Below are 18,522 nucleotides of genomic sequence, written 5' to 3' on the forward strand. Positions count from 1 at the left end.
CGCGTCGCACGTCGGCGTGTCCGGCGACCGACGCGGCGCCGAGCGGTCCGGCCAGCCGGCGACCGACGCGGCGCCGAGCGGTCCGGTTAGCCGGCGACCGACGCGGCGCCGAGCGGTCCGGTCAGCCGGCGACCGCGCTCGGGCCGAGCAGCGCCTTGAGGTCGGCCATCAGCGCGGTGCTCGGCGCGACCCGCATCCGGCCGAGCCGCAGCAGGGTGGCCCGGGATCCGTTGACGAGCTTGACGTGCACCTCGGCCGAACCGGGATGACTGGTCAGCACCTCACGGAGCCGTTCGACCAGGGGCGGGGTGCAGCGGGACGGGGGCAGTGCGAGCACCACCGGCTTGACCTCGTCGGCCGCGGTGATCTCCGGCATGGACATGTCCATCGCCATCAGCCGGGGCTGGTCGTCGCGCCGGTCCACCCGGCCCTTGACCACCACGATCGCGTCCTCGGCGATGTACTGGCCGACCACCTCGTAGGTGTTGGGGAAGAAGAGCACCTCGACCGCGCCGCCGAGGTCCTCCAGGGTGGCCGAGGCCCAGGCCCGGCCCTGCTTGGTGATCCGGCGCTGCACCCCGGAGAGGATGCCGGCGAGGTTGACGATCTGGCCGTCGGCGACGTTGCCCTCCTCCGCGAGCGAGGCGATCGACATGTCGGCCGCGGCGGCGAGGACGTGCTCCACACCGAAGAGCGGATGGTCGGAGACGTAGAGGCCGAGCATCTCCCGCTCGAAGGTGAGCAGGTCCGTCTTGTCCCATTCGGTGGTGGGGATGGTGGGCGTGACCGAGATACCGGGGACCGCCGCCTCGCTCTCGAAGGCGGTACCGAAGAGGTCGTACTGACCGGTCGCCTCCTTCTTCTTCACGTCGAGGAAAGAGTCGATCGCGTCGGTGTGCACCGCGAGCAGCCCCTTGCGGGTGTGCCCGAGCGAGTCGTACGCCCCCGCCTTGATCAGCGACTCGATGGTCTTCTTGTTGCAGGCGACCGCGTCCACCTTGCGCAGGTAGTCGTAGAAGTCGGTGAACCGGCCCTTCTCCTTGCGGGTCCGGCGGATCGACTCGACCACGTTCGTGCCGACGTTGCGGACCGCCGCCAGACCGAACCGGATGTCCTCGCCGACGGCGGCGAAGCGGGCGTTGGACTCGTTCACGTCCGGCGGCAGGACCTTGATCCCCATTCGCCGGCACTCGGCCAGGTAGACCGCGGACTTGTCCTTGTCGTCACCGACGGAGGTGAGCAGCGCGCCCATGTACTCGGCCGGGTAGTTCGCCTTCAGGTACGCGGTCCAGTACGACACCACCCCGTACGCCGCGCTGTGCGCCTTGTTGAACGCGTAGTCGGAGAAGGGGACGAGGATGTCCCAGAGGGTCTTGATCGCCTCGTCGCCGTAGCCGTTGGCCTTCATACCGGCGGCGAACGGCTTGAACTCCTTGTCGAGGATCTCCTTCTTCTTCTTACCCATCGCCCGACGCAGCAGGTCCGCGGCGCCGAGGGTGTACCCGGCCACCTTCTGCGCGATCGCCATGACCTGCTCCTGGTAGACGATCAACCCGTAGGTGTCGCCCAGGATCTCGGAGAGGGACTCGGCCAGCTCGGGGTGGATCGGGACCACCGGTTTGCGCTTGTTCTTCCGGTCGGCGTACTCGTTGTGCGCGTTGGCGCCCATCGGGCCGGGCCGGTAGAGCGCGCCGACGGCGGAGATGTCCTCGAAGTTGTCCGGCGCCATCGAACGGAGCAGGGCCCGCATCGGCCCGCCGTCGAACTGGAACACGCCCAGGGTGTCGCCGCGGCCGAGTAGTTCGTACGTGGCCTTGTCGTCCAGCGGCAGGTCCTCCAGGACCAGGTCGATGCCCCGGTTGTCCTTGATCGACTCCAGGCAGTCGTCCATGATGGTCAGGTTGCGCAGGCCGAGGAAGTCCATCTTCAGCAGGCCGATGGTCTCGCAGGCACCCATGTCCCACTGGGTGATGATCGAGCCGTCCTGCTCGCGCTTGTGGATCGGCAGTACGTCGAGCAGCGGATCCCGGGACAGGATCACGCCGGCCGCGTGTACGCCCCACTGGCGCTTGAGTCCCTCCAGCCCCTTGGCCGTGTCGACGATCTTCGCGACCTCGGCGTCGGAGTCGTAGAGCGCCCGGAACTCGGCCGCCTCCTGGTAACGCGGGTGGTTCGTGTCGAAGATGCCGCCGAGCGGGATGTCCTTGCCCATCACCGCCGGCGGCATCGCCTTGGTGATCCGGTCGCCGACCGCGAACGGGTAACCGAGCACCCGGGCGGCATCCTTGATCGCCGCCTTCGCCTTGATCGTCCCGTACGTGATGATCTGCGCGACCCGGGCCTCGCCGTACTTCTCCGTGGCGTAGCGAATCATCTCGCCGCGCCGACGCTCGTCGAAGTCCATGTCGATGTCGGGCATCGAGATGCGGTCCGGGTTCAGGAACCGCTCGAAGAGCAGGCCGTGCTGCATCGGGTCGAGTTCGGTGATGCCGAGCGCGTACGCGATCAGGGCACCGGCGGCCGAACCACGACCCGGACCGACGCGGATTCCCTCTCGCTTGGCGTACGCGATGAGGTCGGCGGTGACCAGGAAGTAGCCGGGGAAGCCCATCTTGAGGATGACATCGAGTTCGTACTCGGCCTGCCGGAGCCGGTCGTCGGGCACCCCGTTCGGGAACCGCCGGTTCAGCCCCCGCATGACCTCCTTGCGCAGGAAGGTCTCCTCGGTCTCGCCCTCGGGCACCGGGAACTGTGGCATCAGGTTCCGGGACGCGAACATCACCGAGTAGTCGCCGATCTTCTCGGCGATCTCCAGGGTGTTGTCGCACGCCCCCGGCACCTCGGCGTCCCAGATCGCCCGCATCTCGGCCGGCGACTTCAGGTAGAAGTCCCGGGCGTCGAACCGGAACCGCTTCGGGTCGGCCATCGTCGAACCGGACTGCACGCAGAGCAGCACCTCGTGCGCGTCCGCGTCGGCCGCGTGGGTGTAGTGCAGGTCGTTGGTGGCGATCGGCTTCAGGTTCAGGGTCTTGCCGAGCCGGATCAGGTCCTGCCGGATCCGGGTCTCGATGTCGAGACCGTGGTCCATCAACTCCAAATAGAAGTTGTCCGCGCCGAAGATGTCCCGGAACTCCGCCGCAGACGCGCACGCCTTCTCGAAGTTCCCGATCCGCAACCAGGTCTGGATCTCACCGGACGGACAGCCGGTGGTGGCGATGATGCCCTTGCCGTACTCGTGGAGCAGTTCCCGGTCGGCGCGCGGCTTGTAGAAGTAACCCTCCAGGCTCGACCGGGAGCCGAGGGCGAAGAGGTTGCGCAGCCCGTCGGCATCCTGGGCCAGCATGGTCATGTGGGTGTAGGCGCCACCACCGGAGACGTCGTTCTCGCCACCGTCGGCCCAGCGCACCCGGGTCCGGTCCCGCCGGTCGGTGCCCGGGGTCAGGTACGCCTCCAGGCCGATGATCGGCTTCACCCCGGCGGCGGTCGCCTGCTTGTGGAAGTCGTACGCGCCGAACAGATTGCCGTGGTCGGTCATCGCGAGCGCGGGCATACCGAGCCGGTTCGTCTCGGCGAAGAGTTCCTTGAGCCGGGCCGCCCCGTCGAGCATCGAATACTCGGTGTGCGTGTGCAGGTGCACGAACGAGTCAGACACCGGGACCCCCTTCACCTCAGCGTCAGCACGAACGGGCGTCCCCGGCGACCGACCCAGGGGCCGGTCCGGGGTCGCCAGACCGAGAAGCCTAGTCCTGTGACCCGGGGACCGGGACTGCCGACACCCGGGCGGGAGAAGAGACACATCGCGGGTTTCCGGCGGCCACACCGTTACCGCCTCCCGGCGCCAGTCACCGACTGCGATACCGTCTCAATCCAGTCGTGGCAGTCCGCCATGCAGCCATAGCTCACCTGTCGAAGGAAGAACCATGACCGCCCACGACAGCACGGTCGTACCAACCCCGCGGCAGGAGGTGACGGCCCCGCTGCATCAGGGCGAAACGGTACTTACCGACCTCCCGGAGGCCGCCAACCCGGCCTACGCCGGAGACGGCGGCACCGGTGGTACGGGCACCAGCAAGACCCGCCGGCCCCTGTGGTTCGCGCTTGAGGTAGTGGCCAGCGTCACCACGGCGGTCGCGTTCCTGGCCTGGAGTCGGAACATCGACGTCGACCCTCTCGACCGCAAGGGGCAGGTCAGCGGACTGGCCGCACTACAGTTCCGGTTCGCGGTGGTCGCCATCGTCGTGGTCGCGGCCCTGGTGGTGGCACACCGACTCCTCGACGACACGCGCCGCAAGCAAGCGGTCACCATCGGTTGCGCGGTTATCGCCGGCCTGACCACCGGACTGGTCGCCGGCGGCATCGACGTCGCCCTGCGCGGCACCCAGTGGGGTCTGTGGGCCGGCGGCGGCGACTACAGCTGGATCCTCGACTGGATCAGCCGGATGCAGCGCGGCGAAGCAGTGCCGAACCACTACCCGCCGGTCATCTTCTGGCTGATCCGGGGCTGGGCCAAGCTGAGCGACCAGCCCGCCGCGTACGCGATCAAGGAGATCCAACTGGTCGGCACCGCCCTGTTCGGGCCGGCCGCCTACCTCGCCTGGCGCCTCGTCCTGCGCCCCGTCTGGGCGCTCGGCATCGGCGTGGTCGCCATGCTGCCGTTCATCGAGCCGGTCAAGCCGTACCCGCAGATCACCCTCGTGATGCTGATGCCGGTCCTGGTCAGCTTCCTGCAACTGATCCGGCGCAGCGCCACGCTCAGCACCCGCCAGGCGATCGGGTTCGGCGTCGCGTTCGGCGTCGGCCTCGGACTGCTGTTCCTGCTCTACTCCGGTTGGTTCGTCTGGTGCGCCCCCGGCGCCGCCGCGGCCTTCCTGCTGCTCGCCCCGTGGCGGCGAGGTTGGGCCAAGGTGCTGACCGTCGGCACCTCGGCTCTGGTGTCGATGATCCTGGTCTCCTGGGTACACCTGCGCGGACTCCTCTCCGACACCGGCGGGACCTCGGACAACTACTTCTACTTCGACACCAACACCGAGCCGGCCTACTTCGCCATGTGGCGCAACGACCGGCCCGCCGACGTCGGCCCGGTCTGGCCGCCGCTGGGCGAACTCGGCGGTGTCGGGCTGTTCACGATCTTCCTCGCGGTCGGGCTCGGCCTCGCGCTCTGGTTCGGCTGGCGGCGGACCGTGGTCGCCACCATCGGACTCAGCGCGGTCAGCAGTTGGCTGCTGCGGATGTGGCTGGCCAGCGAGCAGTGGGAGACGCTGACCGTACGCCTGTACCCACGGACCACCATGATCCTGCTCTACTGCATGCTGATCCTCGCCGGCTTCGGTGTGCTCTTCGCGTTCACCGCCCTGCGTGAACGACTCCGGGCCAGCCCGCTGCTCACCCCGGTGACCGGGCGGCGGGTCGGATCGGGGGTGCCGATCGGCATCATGTTCATCCCGCTGTTGCTGGTCCTGGCCTCGGCCGGTTCCGCCACCGCCAACCACTACATGCCGGACAGCCGCCGGGACAGCACCGGCTACTTCGCCTGGATCGCCCAGACGAGGTGGTACCCGCACGAGAAGACCTGCTCGGCGTACGGCCGCCTGCACGACTGCGGTACGTCCGACCGGTCCACCTCACCGGCCGCGGTCAACACCCCGCCGCCCAGCCCCAGCGTCACGGCGACGCCCACCCCGGCGACGGCGACGCAGCCGGCACCGCAGACCTCCAGCGGCGCACCGGCACGACGGCCCTCGCCGAGCAGCACGGCGACCCGCTGATCGGGCAGAACGACAACTGACCGGTCCGACCCTCAGAGGGTCGGACCGGTCAGTTTGTCCACCACTCGCCAGCGCCGGCATCGGCCGGGTCAACGGGCGAAGGGCTCGACCATCACCGAGGCCGCCTTCAGCCACGCCTGCCGGGTCTCGTGCTGGAGGTTGGCGTACTCGATCGACGAGCCGCTCTCCAGCGCCGGGTCGTACGGCACCACCACCACCGCCCGGGTACGGGTGGCGAAGTGCCGCTCCAGGTCCGCCTGCAGGGGCGAGCGGCCCGGCGTCGGGCAGGAGACCAGGGTGACCGCGTTGTCCGCCAGTTCACCCATGCCGACCTCGTGCAGCAGGTCGAGCATCCAGTCGGCGGCGAACGCGGCGTCCTCCCTCGGCACGGTGGTGACGACCAACTGGTCGGCGGCCTGGATCACCGTCTGCCAGTTGACGCTCTCCACGTTGTTGCCGGTGTCGACGCAGATCACGTCCTGGGTACGGCGCAGCAGGTCGAGCACCCGTCGCACGGTCTCCTTGTCCAGCCGGGAGGCGAACCGCGGGCTCTCCTCCCCGGCGAGGACGTTGTACGAACCGTCCGAGGCGTGCCTCAGGTAGTCGTCGAGACGCCCGGTCAGGTCCGTACCGTTGCGGATCTCGACCTCGGCCAGGTCGGTGATGAGGTGCCGGATGGTCCGGGCATGCCGAGCGCTGCCCGCGCGCAGCCCCAACGTGCCACGAAGCTCGTTGTCGTCCCAGGCCAGCACACCCCGGCCCCGCACGCTGCCGACGGTGGCCGCGGCGAGCACGGTCGCGGTGGTCTTGTGTACCCCGCCCTTGGGGTTGGCGAAGGCGAGGACCCGGGGCGTGCCGAGGTCGCGGCGCAGCACGCTCACCGCCCGCTCGACCTCCACGTCCGGCTCGCCGTCACGCCACTCGACCCGACCCTGTCCGTAGCCGTTTCCGTTGGCGGGCACCGCGGCGGCACGCGCGGCGGCGGCGCCCCGCACGGGCGCGACCCGCGCCGCCGCCGTCACTGGGCCGGGCGGCGGAACGGGGTCCGGCAGCGGCGGCGCGACCGGCGCCTGGGTCGGCATCGGGGCGACCGCGGCGGCACCGGCACTCGGCATGGGTACGCCCATCGGGCCGGTGACCGGCACCGAGGCGGCGCCGACGGGACCGGCTCCGACGGGGGCGGGACCCACCGGTGGCGCGGCGACCTGGGCGGCACCCATCGGCGGTACCCCGACCGGAGTCGGGCGGCTCGACGGATAGGCCGGATCGACCCGCCCGTACGCACCGGGCTCCGCCCGACCGTAGTCCTGGTCCCCCCGCACGTAGTCCGGCTCGACCCGACCGTAACCGGCAGCGGGCTCGGGCCGACCGTACTCCGGCTCGGCGCGTCCGTAGCCGGGCGTCTCGGGCCGACCGTAGTCGTTCTCCGGTGCGCTGCGACGGGTGCCCAGGTCGGCGCGACCGCGGCCGGCTGTCGGCTCGGGCCGACCGTAACCCGGCTCCGCCTGACCGTAACCAGCGCCGACCTCCGGGCGGCCGTACGCCGGCTCGGGCTGACCGTAACCACCGGGAGCACCCGGTCCGCCGGGACCACCGGGTCCGGCGGCCACCTCGGGCCGGGCATAACCCGGCTCCGCCTGACCGTAACCCGCGCCGACCTCGGGCCGGGCGTAACCGGGGTCGACACGACCGTAGTCCACGTCCCCCGCGGCCCGCCGGTAGTCGGACTCCAGCGCCGCGTACCGGGACTCGATTGGTGGACCCGGGTCGCGGTAACCGTTGTCCAGCACCGCGTAGCGGGACTCGGACAGTTGCCCGGCACCGGGGTCGTAGCCCCCACCGGCGGGCTCTGCCCGGTATCCGCCGTCACCGGGTTCGTCGAAGTCCCAGCCGGACCGCCCACTGCTGGCACGGGGACCGGCGAGTTCGGCCGACCCACCGGCCGCCCGGATCTCGTCTACCCAGCGGTCCTCCGGCTCGGCCTGCTGTTCGGTGGAACGGCCGCCAAGCCGTGCTCGGTCCAGCAACGCGCGCCAACGCGGCGCTGGTTCCGCCGGCCGGCTCCAGCCGGTCTCGGTGCCGTCCACGGCTCGCCCTCCCAGCGCCTTCGGTGCCCCGCCTGACAAGGCTATGAGGCAAACCCTATTAAGGCCACACCGGAGCCCGTACACCAGTGTCCGGTTCGCCGGACATTGCGCCTACCGCGACGCCGTGACCTGGCCTCTCACCGCGCCTCCACCACGACGATCTCCGTAGGCTCTACCAGGACATCGTCGGCGACGGTCGGCACCGTCGATGCCGCCGGCGGGGCCGGCGGGTCCGGCGTCGATGGTTCGACCGGTGGCGTCGGCGGGGTGGTGGCCGGCCCCGAGGTCGGCGGGCTCACACTCACCGGCGCGGTCGGCGGCGTCGACGGCCGGGGCGTCGGGTCGAGACTGGGGTTCGGTGCCGGCGTCCCGCTCGCGCCGCTGCCGGGGGCGGTGGTCGAACCGCCGGGCGGGGTGGGCAACCCGCCGTCGGCCGGCGGACGCACCACGTCCCGCTGCTCGGGCAGGGGCGGGGTGAACACGGCCCGGTCGAGACGACGCACCTCCGGCGCCGCGTCGACCGCGCGTACCCCGGGCCGGGCCGCGACCCGGTCGAGCACCGCAGGGGTGGCGCGGACGATCGCCGCGTAGACACACGAGCAACCCGAGCCGTACGCGGTCGCCTCGTCGAGCGCGACCTGCGCGCCGCTGTCGTACAGCCGGCGGAGTTCCTGGTCGGCGTCGGGGGGCAGCTCGGCCGCGCGGGCCCGGTAGTCGGCCGCCTCCCGGTCCTTGCGCTCGGCGACCCGGCGCATGCCGGCGACCACGTCCGCCGGGATGCGCATCGCCGGGATGCGGACGAGTTCGGTCTGGGTCTGCGGTCGGGGCACCCGACCGAGGACCTCCGACACCGACACGTCGCCGAGGATCGGGGTCAACCGGTCGGGCGCCAGGTACGCCGCCAGGGTGACCAACGCGTACGTCTTGCCGCCCGGTTCGTCCGGCGGGGTGGCGACCAGCGCCTTCAACTCGGTACGGCTGGACTCGACGTAACCGGGGATCGACTCGCCCTCGATCACCCCGACCCGGGTCACCTCACCCACCGTGGTGTCGCCCCCGGGTTGTGCCCGGTCGGCCGCCCAGACCGCGGTGACCAGCACCGCGACCGAGGAGAGCAGGGCGGCGGTGGTGAGCACCCGCATCCGTACCGGCCCCTGACCGAGCCGGGCCAGACCCCTGGCGAGCGGGGGCAGCAGGCGTCGGTCCAACTGTCGCAGCAGGTCCCCGGGGCGCACGGACGGAACTCCCCCTCGTCGGGCGGTCGATAGCGGTCGCGTCGACGCTCAGTCGCGGAGTATCGCGAGAGCGTTCTTCAGATCGTCAGGGTAGTCGCTGACGAAGCGAACCTCTTCGGCCGTACGGGGGTGGAGGAAACTGAGCTCTCGGGCATGCAGCCACTGCCGTTCCAGTCCGAGTCTGCCGGAAAGCGTCGGATCCGCACCGTACGTCAGGTCACCCACGCAGGGGTGGCGCAGCGCGGAGAGGTGTACCCGGATCTGGTGCGTACGGCCGGTCTCGAGCCGGACGTCGAGCAGGCTCGCCGCCGGAAACGCCTCGATCGTGTCGTAGTGGGTGATGCTGGGTTTGCCGTCGGCGACCACCGCCCAGCGGTAGTCGTGGTGCGGGTGGCGGTCGATCGGGGCGTCGACCGTGCCCCGCAGCGGGTCGAGATGGCCCTGCACGACGGCGTGGTAGCGCTTCTCGACCTCACGCACCTTGAACGCCCGCTTGAGCGAGCTGTACGCCTGTTCGCTCTTGGCCACCACCATCACGCCGGTGGTGCCCACGTCGAGGCGGTGCACCACGCCCTGCCGCTCGGCCGCACCGCTGGTGGCGATGGTGTGCCCGATGCCGGCCAGGCCGCCGATCACCGTCGGGCCGGTCCAACCCGGGCTCGGGTGGGCGGCGACTCCGACCGGTTTGTCCACCACGACGATGTCGTCGTCGGCGTAGATCACCCGCAGTCCGGGTACGGCCTGGGGAATGACCTGCGGCGCGACCGGCGGGGCCGGCAGCGTCACCTCCAGCCAGGAGCCGGCGCTGACCTTGTCCGACTTCGGTCGCGCGATCCCGTCGACCAGCGCGTCGCCGGCTTCGACCAGGGTGGCGGCGGCGGTACGGGAGAGCCCGAACAGACGGGCGACGGCCTGGTCCAGCCGCATTCCGTCGAGCCCGTCCGGCACCGGCAACGAGCGCTGGTCACCGACCGCGCGGGCCGGTACGGAGTCATAGGTGGAGGTCATGTCGCATCCCGATCCCGAGTGCCGGAACTGGCTTCCGGGTCGCTGTCCTGAGCGGTCGCGGCACCCGACTGGGCGCCCTTGTCAGCCGAGTCGCCGCGGATCCGGGTGCCGTCCCGCTGCCGACCGGTCAGTTCGAGCAGGATGGCCAGGATCACGCCGCTGACCAGCGCACTGTCCGCCAGGTTGAAGATCGGCCAGGTCTGCCCGTACGGGTCGAAGAGGCTGACCATGTCGACCACGTGGCCGAGGAACGGGCCCGGAGCACGGAAGATCCGGTCGACGAAGTTGCCGAGCGCCCCGGCGAGTACGAGTCCGAGCGAGATGGCCCAGGGCAGCGAGCGCAACTTGGTCGCCATCCAGCTGATCCATCCGACCACACCGACGGTGACCAGGGGAAAAACCCAGGTGTACTCGGAGCCGAGCCCGAACGCCGCACCGCTGTTGCGGATCAGGGTGAGATACACCGCCCCGCCGAGCAGGCGTACCGGCTCACCGTCGGTGAGGTTCGACAGGGCGAGCTGCTTGGTGCCGATGTCGGCGAGCAGGACCAGTAACGCGGTCGACACCAGGATCGTGATCGCCCGCCGACGGCCCACACCCACCTTCGGCACGGCGGTGTCGGGCCCGTCGGGCCGTACTGCGGTCATCTGCTCCCCATCGACGTTCAGCGGTACTGCCCTTCACCCGTGGCGACGCAGTCCCGTGGTACGACGCGGCCCGGGGTATCCCCCCGGGCCGCGTCGGACCGGTCGCTCAGCGTCGCTCTTCCAACTGCTTGCAGGAGACACAGAGGGTGGCGGACGGGAACGCGGCGAGCCGCTCCACCGGGATCGGGTTGCCGCACTTCTCACACCAGCCGTAGCCGCCCTCGTCGAGCCGCTCCAGCGCCCTCTCCACCTGCGTGATCCGCTCCAGGATGCTGTTGGCGAGAGAGATCTCCTGCTCCCGCTCGAACGTCTTGGTACCGGTGTCGGCCTGGTCGTCACCGGCCGAGTCGGTCAGACGGTCGCGCTGCAGCTCGGTAATCTCGCTCAGCGTCTGATCGTACTCGGCGCGCAAGTCGTCCCGCCGGGCCGCCAGCGCCGCACGGATCTTCTCGGTCTCCGCGACACTGCGGGATGCCTTCTCCGCTGGCTTGCGGCCCGCGGCGGTCTTGGTGTCAGCTGGCTTCGCCATCGTCGCTCCCTCGGCCGCGTTCCCCGCGGCGATCGGCGGTGCCTGGAAGGATCTGTTCCGCGACACGGAGGCTGGACCCGGCCGCGCCGTTCGCGGTCACCCCGGTGGTGTCCGTCGCACTCGTGACCGGGGCCCGCCGAGCCTTGGCCCACTTCGCGAGCGTGGCCGGACTGGGCGGGGTCACGGGTGTGACCGTCGGCGTCGGGCGGTCCTGGACCCCACCGCCGGGTACGTCCCGCGCCGTCTCCGGCGCCGGTGTGCCCGTCGGCCGTTCGCCGCCGTTCTTCTCTGGTGACGAACCCGGATCCGGGGCCGCCTCGCCCGCGGTTTGCGCCCGCTCGGCCATTGCGCCCCCCAGTTGCAAAACGGGCGCGCGGCGGGCCGCCGCGCACTCCGGAGGTTGGCAAGAATACGGAACGTATACGCGTCCGACAACACGCCGCACCGATGTCACGCATTTCACCCCGGACTAATCCCTAATCCGGGCAAAAAGAACCTAGCAGATCATCCCTCGCGATCGTCCCCACTTTCCCCGAACCACCGAGCCAACCGCCCGCGCCGGCTCACCGCCCGCAGCCGGCTCTCGGCCGCGTCCCGCACCTGCTCGGTGGCGACCACCAGCAGACTGTCACCCACCTTCAGGCGGGTGTCCGGAGCGGGTACGAAGCCGGCGCCGTCCCGGAGCACCAGGGTCACCGCCGCACCGACCGGCAGCCGAAGCTCGTCGATATGCACCCCCGCGAGTCGGGAACCCGACGGTATTTCCAACTGAAGCAGATCCGCGCCCATCCGCTCCAACGGCGCCGTCTCCACCCGCAACTCCGCCGCCTCCGCAGGGGCGACCACCCCGAGCCAACGGGCGACCGGGGCGAGCGTCGAGGTCTGCACCACCGTGAAGATGACGACCAGCACGAAGACCGCGTCGAAGAGCCGGTCGGCCCCGGGCATCCGCTCGGAGAGCGGGATGGTCGCCAGCACGATCGGTACAGCCCCACGCAGCCCCGCCCAGGAGAGGAAGACCTGCTCCCGCAGGCGGATGCCGAACGGTGCGGCGGCGACCGCCACCGACAGCGGGCGCGCCAGGAAGACCAGGGCCAGCCCGGCGACCACCGCCGGCAGCAGGGCGTTGTCCAGGCGCCCCGGCGACACCAGGAGCCCGAGCAGCACGAAAAGCCCGATCTGGGCCAGCCAGGCAAGCCCGTCGGCGAACCCCAGGATGGCCACGCGGTGGGGCAGCCGGGCATTGCCGAGCACCACCCCGCAGACGTACACGGCGATGAACCCGGAGGCGTGCAGCACGGTGCCGGCACCGTAGGCCAGCACGGTCAGCCCGACCGCGGCGATCGGGTAGAGCCCGGACGAGGGCAGCGCGGCCCGACGCAGGGTCCACCGCCCGCCGAGGCCGGCCAGGAACCCGACCGCAGCCCCGACCACCAGCTCGTACACGACCAGAAGCGCCTCCTGCCACCACGGGTGCGCGCCGAGCGCCGGGGTGGCCAGCAGGATGACCAGCAGCACCACCGGGGCGTCGTTCATCCCCGACTCGGCCTCGACCGTGGCCACCAGGCGGGGTGGCAACCGCAGCCGGCGCAGAGTGGCGAAGACCGCGGCCGCGTCCGTCGACGACAGCACCGCGCCGTAGAGCAGCGCGAGCCGCCAGTCCAGCCCGAGCAGGAGGTGGACCGCCACCCCCACCGCCGCGATGCTGACCACCACCGCGACGGTGGAGAGCATCAGGGAGAGCCCGAGGACCGGGCGCAACGTACTCCAGCGGGCGGTCAGCCCACCCTCGGCGATGATCACGATCAGGGCGCAGAAGCCGAGCACCCGGGTCAGTTCGGCGTCGTCGAAACGGATGCCGAGGCCGGATTCGCCGATCGCCACCCCGATGGCCAGGTAGACCAGGAGGCTGGGCACGCCGAGCCGGGTGGAGAGCCGAACGGCGCCGACGGCGATCAGCAGCACCGCCGCTCCGACCAGGAGGGCGACGTCGAGACCGTGGGTCATGCGCGCCCCGCGCGGACGGCCCTCACCCGGGAGCCCCGTCCCGTAGCCGCCGCAACCGGCCATCCAGTTCCGCGGCCTCGCCGGTGACCAGGAAGAGCTTGTCCCGGCTGGCGGCGCCAGCCCGCAGGGTGACCGCACCGGGGCGAACGTCCAACGCCCGGGCAAGCGCCAGTCGGGCGGCCTCGGTCGCGCGGCCGTCCACCGCCGGCGGGTTGACCGCGATCACCAACGCCGAGCCGTACGGGCCCGCGAAGCAGCCACCGACCCGGACCCGGGCTGACCCGGGCTTGACCCGGACCGCCACGGTCACCACGTCGGGGCGGGAGGAGGCGGCCCCACCGGTCGACACGGCGCGGCGGCTCAACCGCGGTGGATGTTGGCCAGCAGTGCGGTGTCCGGCGCGCAGATGGCGCACGGGGTGAAGCCGAGCCCGACCGCCTCGCCCACGGGCAACGGTTCGGTCTCCCGGTCCCGCAGGTGCGGGCAGTCGGCCAGGTGGTAACGCGGCCGGCCATCGACGACCAGGACGTCGTCGGTCATCCGGGCGACCCGGGCGGCGTCGGCGGGATCGACCCGCTGCGCCGCCGGTTCGTCCGGGTACGGGTCGTCGTCGACCTCGGCCGCCGCGACCGTACGGTCCTCGGACCATGGCGGCGCCCCGTCGGCCAGCCCCGCCGCCTCAGCCGGTTGCCGCCGGCCGCGGTCGTCGGTGTGCGTCGGATCAGGGCGACCGTACTGGTAGCCGCCCTGGTGGGGAACCAGTACCTCGACGGGACCGTCGTAGCCTGTCGACCCGAAACCGGTCGGCTGGTCGTCGAGGTCGCCCCGAACGGGTCTCCACCGTGGGTCAGCGGTACGCGCACCGGCCGCGGCCGGGCGAGGGTGTGCTGCTCCAACACCCTCGCCACCGGCCCGCAGGTCTGACTCCTCGTCGGAGTCGGTCATACCAGCGCGGATGGCAGCCGCCTGGCGGGCGCCCACCACCAGCGCGACGGCAGCCAGCAGGCTCGCCGCGATGGAGGCGACCAGCAACACGCTCGAACCGTTGGCCAGCCCGAACACGAGCAGCGCGACCGCGACGAGGATGAGCAGGAGACTTCCGACTATCACGGCTCACCCCTCGCCGCTTCGTTTCCAGCTGTTGTCGTGTGGTACGGGCTGAACTGGAGCGAGCGGGTCAGCGCCCGGCTTCAAGCGCGCCGGACCGGCTGCCACTGTAGGAGTTGGCCAGTCCTGCCGCAGCGAGGCTCGCGGATCCGCCACCAGACCGATTGCCGTCGGTCCGGGTCATCTCCGCTTCGAGACCCTGTCCACGCCCGTCGAGGTCCCGCAGCTGGCTCTCCAGGTACGCCTTGAGCCGGGTGCGGTACTCACGCTCGAACTGCTTGAGTTCCTCGATGTGCTTCTGCAGCGCCGTGCGCTTGGCGTCCAGGCCGCCCATGGCCTCCTGGTGCCGCTGCCGCGCGTCCCGCTCAAGGGCGTCGGCCTTGGCCCGCGCCTCGCGGGTGACCTCCTCGGCCTTGGAACGCGCGTCGGAGAGCAGCTTGTCGGCCTCGCGGCGGGCGTCCGACACGTGGTCGTCGGCCGTACGCTGCGCCATCATCAGCACCCGCAGTGCCTGCTGCTCGCCATCGCCGCCCGCGACCGGACCACCCTGGGAACGCACCTGCTCCAGTTCGGCCTGCATCGCCCGGGCGGCCTGCTCGGCCGCCGCCTTGTCGCGCTGCACCCGGTCGAGCTGGGCCTTGACATCGTTCAGCTCCGCGGCCAGTCGCGGGTCGGCGCCCGGGCCGGCTGGAGCGCCGCCACGACCGCCGCGCTCCACCTGGGCGCGAAGCTCATTGTTCTCCTCGATCAGACGGGCGAGCTCTCGCTCGACCTCGTCCAAGAAGGCGTCGACCTCCTCCTCGTCGTACCCCCGCTTGCCGATCGGCGGCTTCTTGAAGGCGACGTTGTGTACGTCAGCCGGGGTCAGCGGCATCGAAACTCCTCGGGTCAGTTGCGGCCGCGTAGCGCGCTGGTCACCTGGCGGATCACCTGATGATCAACGGCCTTAACACGAACTCCATCAGCACGAACAGGATAACCAGGAGCACAAGGGAGGCCAGGTCGATGCTCACGGTACCAATTCGCAACGGTGGGATCACACGCCTCAACGCCTTGAGGGGCGGATCAGTGACGCTCCACACCGTTTCGAGTCCTGCCGACGCTCCGCGGCCCGGCTGCCAGCGACGACCGTACTGCAGCACGGCGCCAAGGACAAAACGGGCTAAAAGAACCAGCAAAAAGATGTAGAGGATCAGGTACAGGACTTGGAACAGGATCGAAGACACGGCAGGCGAGATCCCTCGGTCGGGCTAACTCAGGCTGAAAAACCCACCCTCAGCGATCTTGGCCTTGTCCTCCGCGGTGACCTGGACGTTAGCCGGTGAGAGTAGGAACACCCGGTTGGTCACGCGCTCGATCGTACCGCGCAGCCCGAAGGCCAACCCGGCGGCGAAATCGACCAATCGGCGGGCATCGGCCTCATCCATCTCGGTGAGGTTGATGATCACAGGTACGCCATCGCGGAAGTGTTCTCCGATGGTCCGTGCCTCACGGTATGTGGTCGGATGCAGAGTGGTGATCTGATACCGCTGGTCCTCGTCTGGCACCGACCGCTCACGCAACTGCACCTGCGGCGCGAGCGCCAGGTTGTCGCGCGTGTGGTAGGTCATCGCGGAGGAGGGCTCCGGCGAACTCGGCCGGGTGATCGACCGTACGCTGGCACGCTCGCCGCGCTCGGTACGTTCGGTTCGCTCCGGACGGTCACCGTCGGACCGATCCAGATCAGCGGTACGGGTGCCGCTGCGCTCACTCAGCCGACCCCGATCGGTGGACCGGGAACGGGGCACCGCTGGCGGCTCGTCCGGCTCGTCGTCCTCGTCGGCGAACTCCTCGGCGTACCGGCTCTGCCGGTAGCGCGAGTCGCCGCGGTAACCGGCCTTCTCGTAGCCGTCGTCGTAGGCCCGCTCGTCGTCCTCTTCGACCAGCCCGAGCCAGACCCCCGCCTTGCGCAGTGCACCCATCGCCGCGCCCCTCCGTCCGCCGTGCGACACGCCCCCCGTGTCCATGCCACTGTCACGCGCGTGAACACTGCAGTGCCCACCGGTTCAAGGCCGCTCGCCGACGGCCGGTGTCCCGGTCGTCCCCCCTACCCCCCGATGGCGGTGAGTACGCCTCAAACAACACTGTTGTAGTTTGGTGTCCGTTGCCAGGCTACCGCAGCGTGGAACGCATTCCGAGCAACGCGCTACCGACGCGCACATGTGTCGCGCCGTAAGCGATTGCCGCCTCCAGGTCACCGCTCATGCCGGCGGAGAGCAGTCCCGCCTCCGGATGGTCGGCCCGCAGCCGGGCGGCCACCTCGGCCAGCCGCGCGAAGGCCCGTTCCGGCTCCCAGCCCAGCGGTGCCACCGCCATCAGCCCGGCCAGCCGCAACGCGTCCTGCCCGGCGATCTCGGCAGCCACCCGCTCCAGCCCCCGGTCGTCGTCGGCGCTGCCTGCCAGTGCCCCGCCCCGGTCGGCGTCGCCGTCGATGCTGACCTGCACCAACACCTCAAGCGGCCGGTCCCGGTGGCGCGCCGCCGCGCCGGCGAGCGCCCCCGCGAGACGTACGCTGTCCACCGAATGGACCAGGTCGGCGTACTCGACCACCGAACGGGCCTTGTTGCGCTGGAGCTGGCCGACGAAGTGCCACCGGACGTCCGCCCCGGCGGCGGTCACCTCGACCGCCTTCGGTGCCGCCTCCTGGTCTCGGTTCTCGCCCATCTCCCGCACGCCGAGTCCAGCCAGCAACAGGACGTCACTGGCCGGGTACGTCTTGGTCACCGCGATCAGGGTGACCGCGTCCCGGGGCCGACCGGCGGCCTCGGCGGCGTGCGCGATGCGGTCCCGGGTGCGGGCCAGAGCGTCCTCGAGTTGCGCGCGGCGGTCACGCTGCGCCGCGCTGGCTGGTGCGCTCATCACCGGTCGACTCAGGAACCGTTCTTGAGGAAGTCCGGCACGTCCACGTCGTCGAAGAGGACCCGACGGGGCGACTGGGTGGGCGCGGGCGGGGTGGTCGGCGTAGCCGAGCCCGACCCGTGCGTCGCCGCCGGCTGCGGCTGGGGCGGCACCGACTTGCGCGGCGATTCGGCCGCCTTGTACGACGGCGTGCCGCCGTCGAAGCCGGCGGCGATCACGGTCACCCGTACCTCGTCGCCGAGGGCGTCGTCGATGACCGCACCGAAGATGATGTTGGCGTCCGGGTGGGCCGCGTCGGTGACCAGTTGGGCGGCGTCGTTGATCTCGAAGAGACCGAGGTCGGACCCGCCGGCGATGGAGAGCAGGACGCCGCGCGCACCGTCCATGCTCTGCTCCAGCAGCGGGCTGGAGATGGCTGCCTCGGCGGCCTCCACCGCCCGGTTGTCACCTCGGGCACTGCCGATGCCCATGAGCGCACTGCCGGCGCCGCTCATCACGCTCTTCACGTCGGCGAAGTCCAGGTTGATCAGACCCGGCGTGGTGATCAGGTCGGTGATGCCCTGCACACCGGAGAGCAGCACCTGGTCCGCCTGGCGGAAGGCGTCCATCATGCTGATACCCCGGTCACCCAGCGCGAGCAGCCGGTCGTTCGGGATCACGATCAGGGTGTCGCACTGGTTGCGGAGTTCTTCTATTCCCGCCTCGGCCTGCACCTGCCGCCGCTTGCCCTCGAACGAGAACGGGCGGGTGACCACACCGATGGTCAGGGCGCCGAGCTTACGGGCGATGTTCGCGACCACGGGAGCACCACCGGTGCCCGTGCCGCCGCCCTCGCCGCAGGTGACGAAGACCATGTCGGCGCCCTTGAGCACCTCTTCGATCTCGTCGCGGTGGTCCTCGGCGGCGTTCTTGCCGACGTCGGGGTTCGCGCCCGCGCCGAGGCCCCGGGTCAGCTCGCGGCCGACGTCCAACTTGACGTCCGCGTCGCTCATCAGCAGAGCCTGGGCGTCGGTGTTGATCGCGATGAACTCGACGCCCTTGAGTCCAACCTCGATCATCCTGTTGACGGCGTTGACGCCGCCGCCACCGATGCCGACGACCTTGATGACCGCCAGGTAGTTGTGCGGAGGTGTCATCGGGGTCCTTCCCTTCGAGATTGGCGGGCGCCGACCCGTCGCGTGGCCCGGCCGGACCATGGTCGACATCCACCCCGGTACGAGGGGCGAAGGGAAACCCTCA

The 18,522-nt window shown here is 70.7% G+C and carries 15 protein-coding genes; 1 reads left to right on the forward strand and 14 read right to left on the reverse strand.

The window, feature by feature from the left end; all coding sequences use genetic code 11:
- Positions 1 to 121: 121 nt before the first annotated feature.
- On the reverse strand, positions 122 to 3,652 hold the full coding sequence (gene dnaE, locus ACIBF5_RS01390; RefSeq protein ID WP_396806905.1) for a DNA polymerase III subunit alpha: 3,531 nt from the start codon (positions 3,650 to 3,652) through the stop codon (positions 122 to 124).
- 268 nt (positions 3,653 to 3,920) lie between these two features.
- Between dnaE and ACIBF5_RS01395 the strand changes: the two genes are divergently transcribed.
- A complete protein-coding gene (locus ACIBF5_RS01395; RefSeq protein ID WP_396806907.1) occupies positions 3,921 to 5,765 on the forward strand; it encodes a hypothetical protein in 1,845 nt (614 codons plus the stop codon).
- An 89-nt stretch (positions 5,766 to 5,854) separates the two neighbouring features.
- On the opposite strand, the gene ACIBF5_RS01400 is transcribed toward ACIBF5_RS01395, so the two are convergent.
- From ACIBF5_RS01400 to ftsZ, 13 genes are all read right to left on the reverse strand, one after another.
- The gene (locus ACIBF5_RS01400) at positions 5,855 to 7,576 is read right to left on the reverse strand and encodes an AAA family ATPase (RefSeq protein WP_396807355.1); all 1,722 of its coding nucleotides are present in this window, start codon (positions 7,574 to 7,576) and stop codon (positions 5,855 to 5,857) included.
- Between the two features lie 413 nt (positions 7,577 to 7,989).
- Entirely contained in the window at positions 7,990 to 9,087 is a 1,098-nt protein-coding gene (locus ACIBF5_RS01405) for a hypothetical protein (protein ID WP_396806909.1), read from the reverse strand.
- 48 nt (positions 9,088 to 9,135) lie between these two features.
- Positions 9,136 to 10,095 (reverse strand): RluA family pseudouridine synthase, encoded by a 960-nt coding sequence (locus ACIBF5_RS01410; protein WP_396806911.1) that lies wholly within the window; start codon positions 10,093 to 10,095, stop codon positions 9,136 to 9,138.
- Positions 10,092 to 10,742, reverse strand: a complete 651-nt coding sequence (lspA, locus tag ACIBF5_RS01415) for a signal peptidase II (RefSeq protein ID WP_396806913.1) — start codon at positions 10,740 to 10,742, stop codon at positions 10,092 to 10,094. Before lspA ends, ACIBF5_RS01410 begins: the two co-directional genes overlap by 4 nt.
- A 106-nt stretch (positions 10,743 to 10,848) precedes the next feature.
- On the reverse strand, positions 10,849 to 11,271 hold the full coding sequence (locus ACIBF5_RS01420) for a TraR/DksA family transcriptional regulator (RefSeq protein ID WP_396806915.1): 423 nt from the start codon (positions 11,269 to 11,271) through the stop codon (positions 10,849 to 10,851).
- A gap of 504 nt (positions 11,272 to 11,775) precedes the next feature.
- The gene (locus ACIBF5_RS01425) at positions 11,776 to 13,278 is read right to left on the reverse strand and encodes a potassium/proton antiporter (RefSeq protein WP_396806916.1); all 1,503 of its coding nucleotides are present in this window, start codon (positions 13,276 to 13,278) and stop codon (positions 11,776 to 11,778) included.
- Positions 13,279 to 13,300: 22 nt separating this feature from the next.
- Positions 13,301 to 13,642 carry a DUF167 domain-containing protein gene (locus ACIBF5_RS01430; RefSeq protein ID WP_396806918.1) on the reverse strand — a complete coding sequence of 114 codons (342 nt, stop codon included), beginning with the start codon at positions 13,640 to 13,642 and terminating at the stop codon, positions 13,301 to 13,303.
- A complete protein-coding gene (locus ACIBF5_RS01435; protein ID WP_396806920.1) occupies positions 13,639 to 14,388 on the reverse strand; it encodes a hypothetical protein in 750 nt (249 codons plus the stop codon). The genes ACIBF5_RS01430 and ACIBF5_RS01435 overlap by 4 nt, the downstream gene beginning before the upstream one ends.
- Positions 14,389 to 14,455: 67 nt before the next feature.
- The gene (locus ACIBF5_RS01440) at positions 14,456 to 15,259 is read right to left on the reverse strand and encodes a DivIVA domain-containing protein (protein WP_396806922.1); all 804 of its coding nucleotides are present in this window, start codon (positions 15,257 to 15,259) and stop codon (positions 14,456 to 14,458) included.
- A 52-nt stretch (positions 15,260 to 15,311) separates the two neighbouring features.
- Entirely contained in the window at positions 15,312 to 15,611 is a 300-nt protein-coding gene (locus ACIBF5_RS01445; protein WP_396806923.1) for a YggT family protein, read from the reverse strand.
- Between the two features lie 24 nt (positions 15,612 to 15,635).
- On the reverse strand, positions 15,636 to 16,346 hold the full coding sequence (locus ACIBF5_RS01450) for a cell division protein SepF (protein WP_396806925.1): 711 nt from the start codon (positions 16,344 to 16,346) through the stop codon (positions 15,636 to 15,638).
- A 190-nt stretch (positions 16,347 to 16,536) separates the two neighbouring features.
- Positions 16,537 to 17,283 carry a YggS family pyridoxal phosphate-dependent enzyme gene (locus ACIBF5_RS01455; protein ID WP_396806928.1) on the reverse strand — a complete coding sequence of 249 codons (747 nt, stop codon included), beginning with the start codon at positions 17,281 to 17,283 and terminating at the stop codon, positions 16,537 to 16,539.
- Positions 17,284 to 17,294: 11 nt separating this feature from the next.
- Entirely contained in the window at positions 17,295 to 18,419 is a 1,125-nt protein-coding gene (ftsZ, locus tag ACIBF5_RS01460; RefSeq protein ID WP_396806930.1) for a cell division protein FtsZ, read from the reverse strand.
- Positions 18,420 to 18,522: the final 103 nt, after the last annotated feature.

The sequence above is a fragment of the Micromonospora sp. NPDC050417 genome, from assembly GCF_044458865.1.
Lineage (GTDB): Bacteria > Actinomycetota > Actinomycetes > Mycobacteriales > Micromonosporaceae > Micromonospora_G.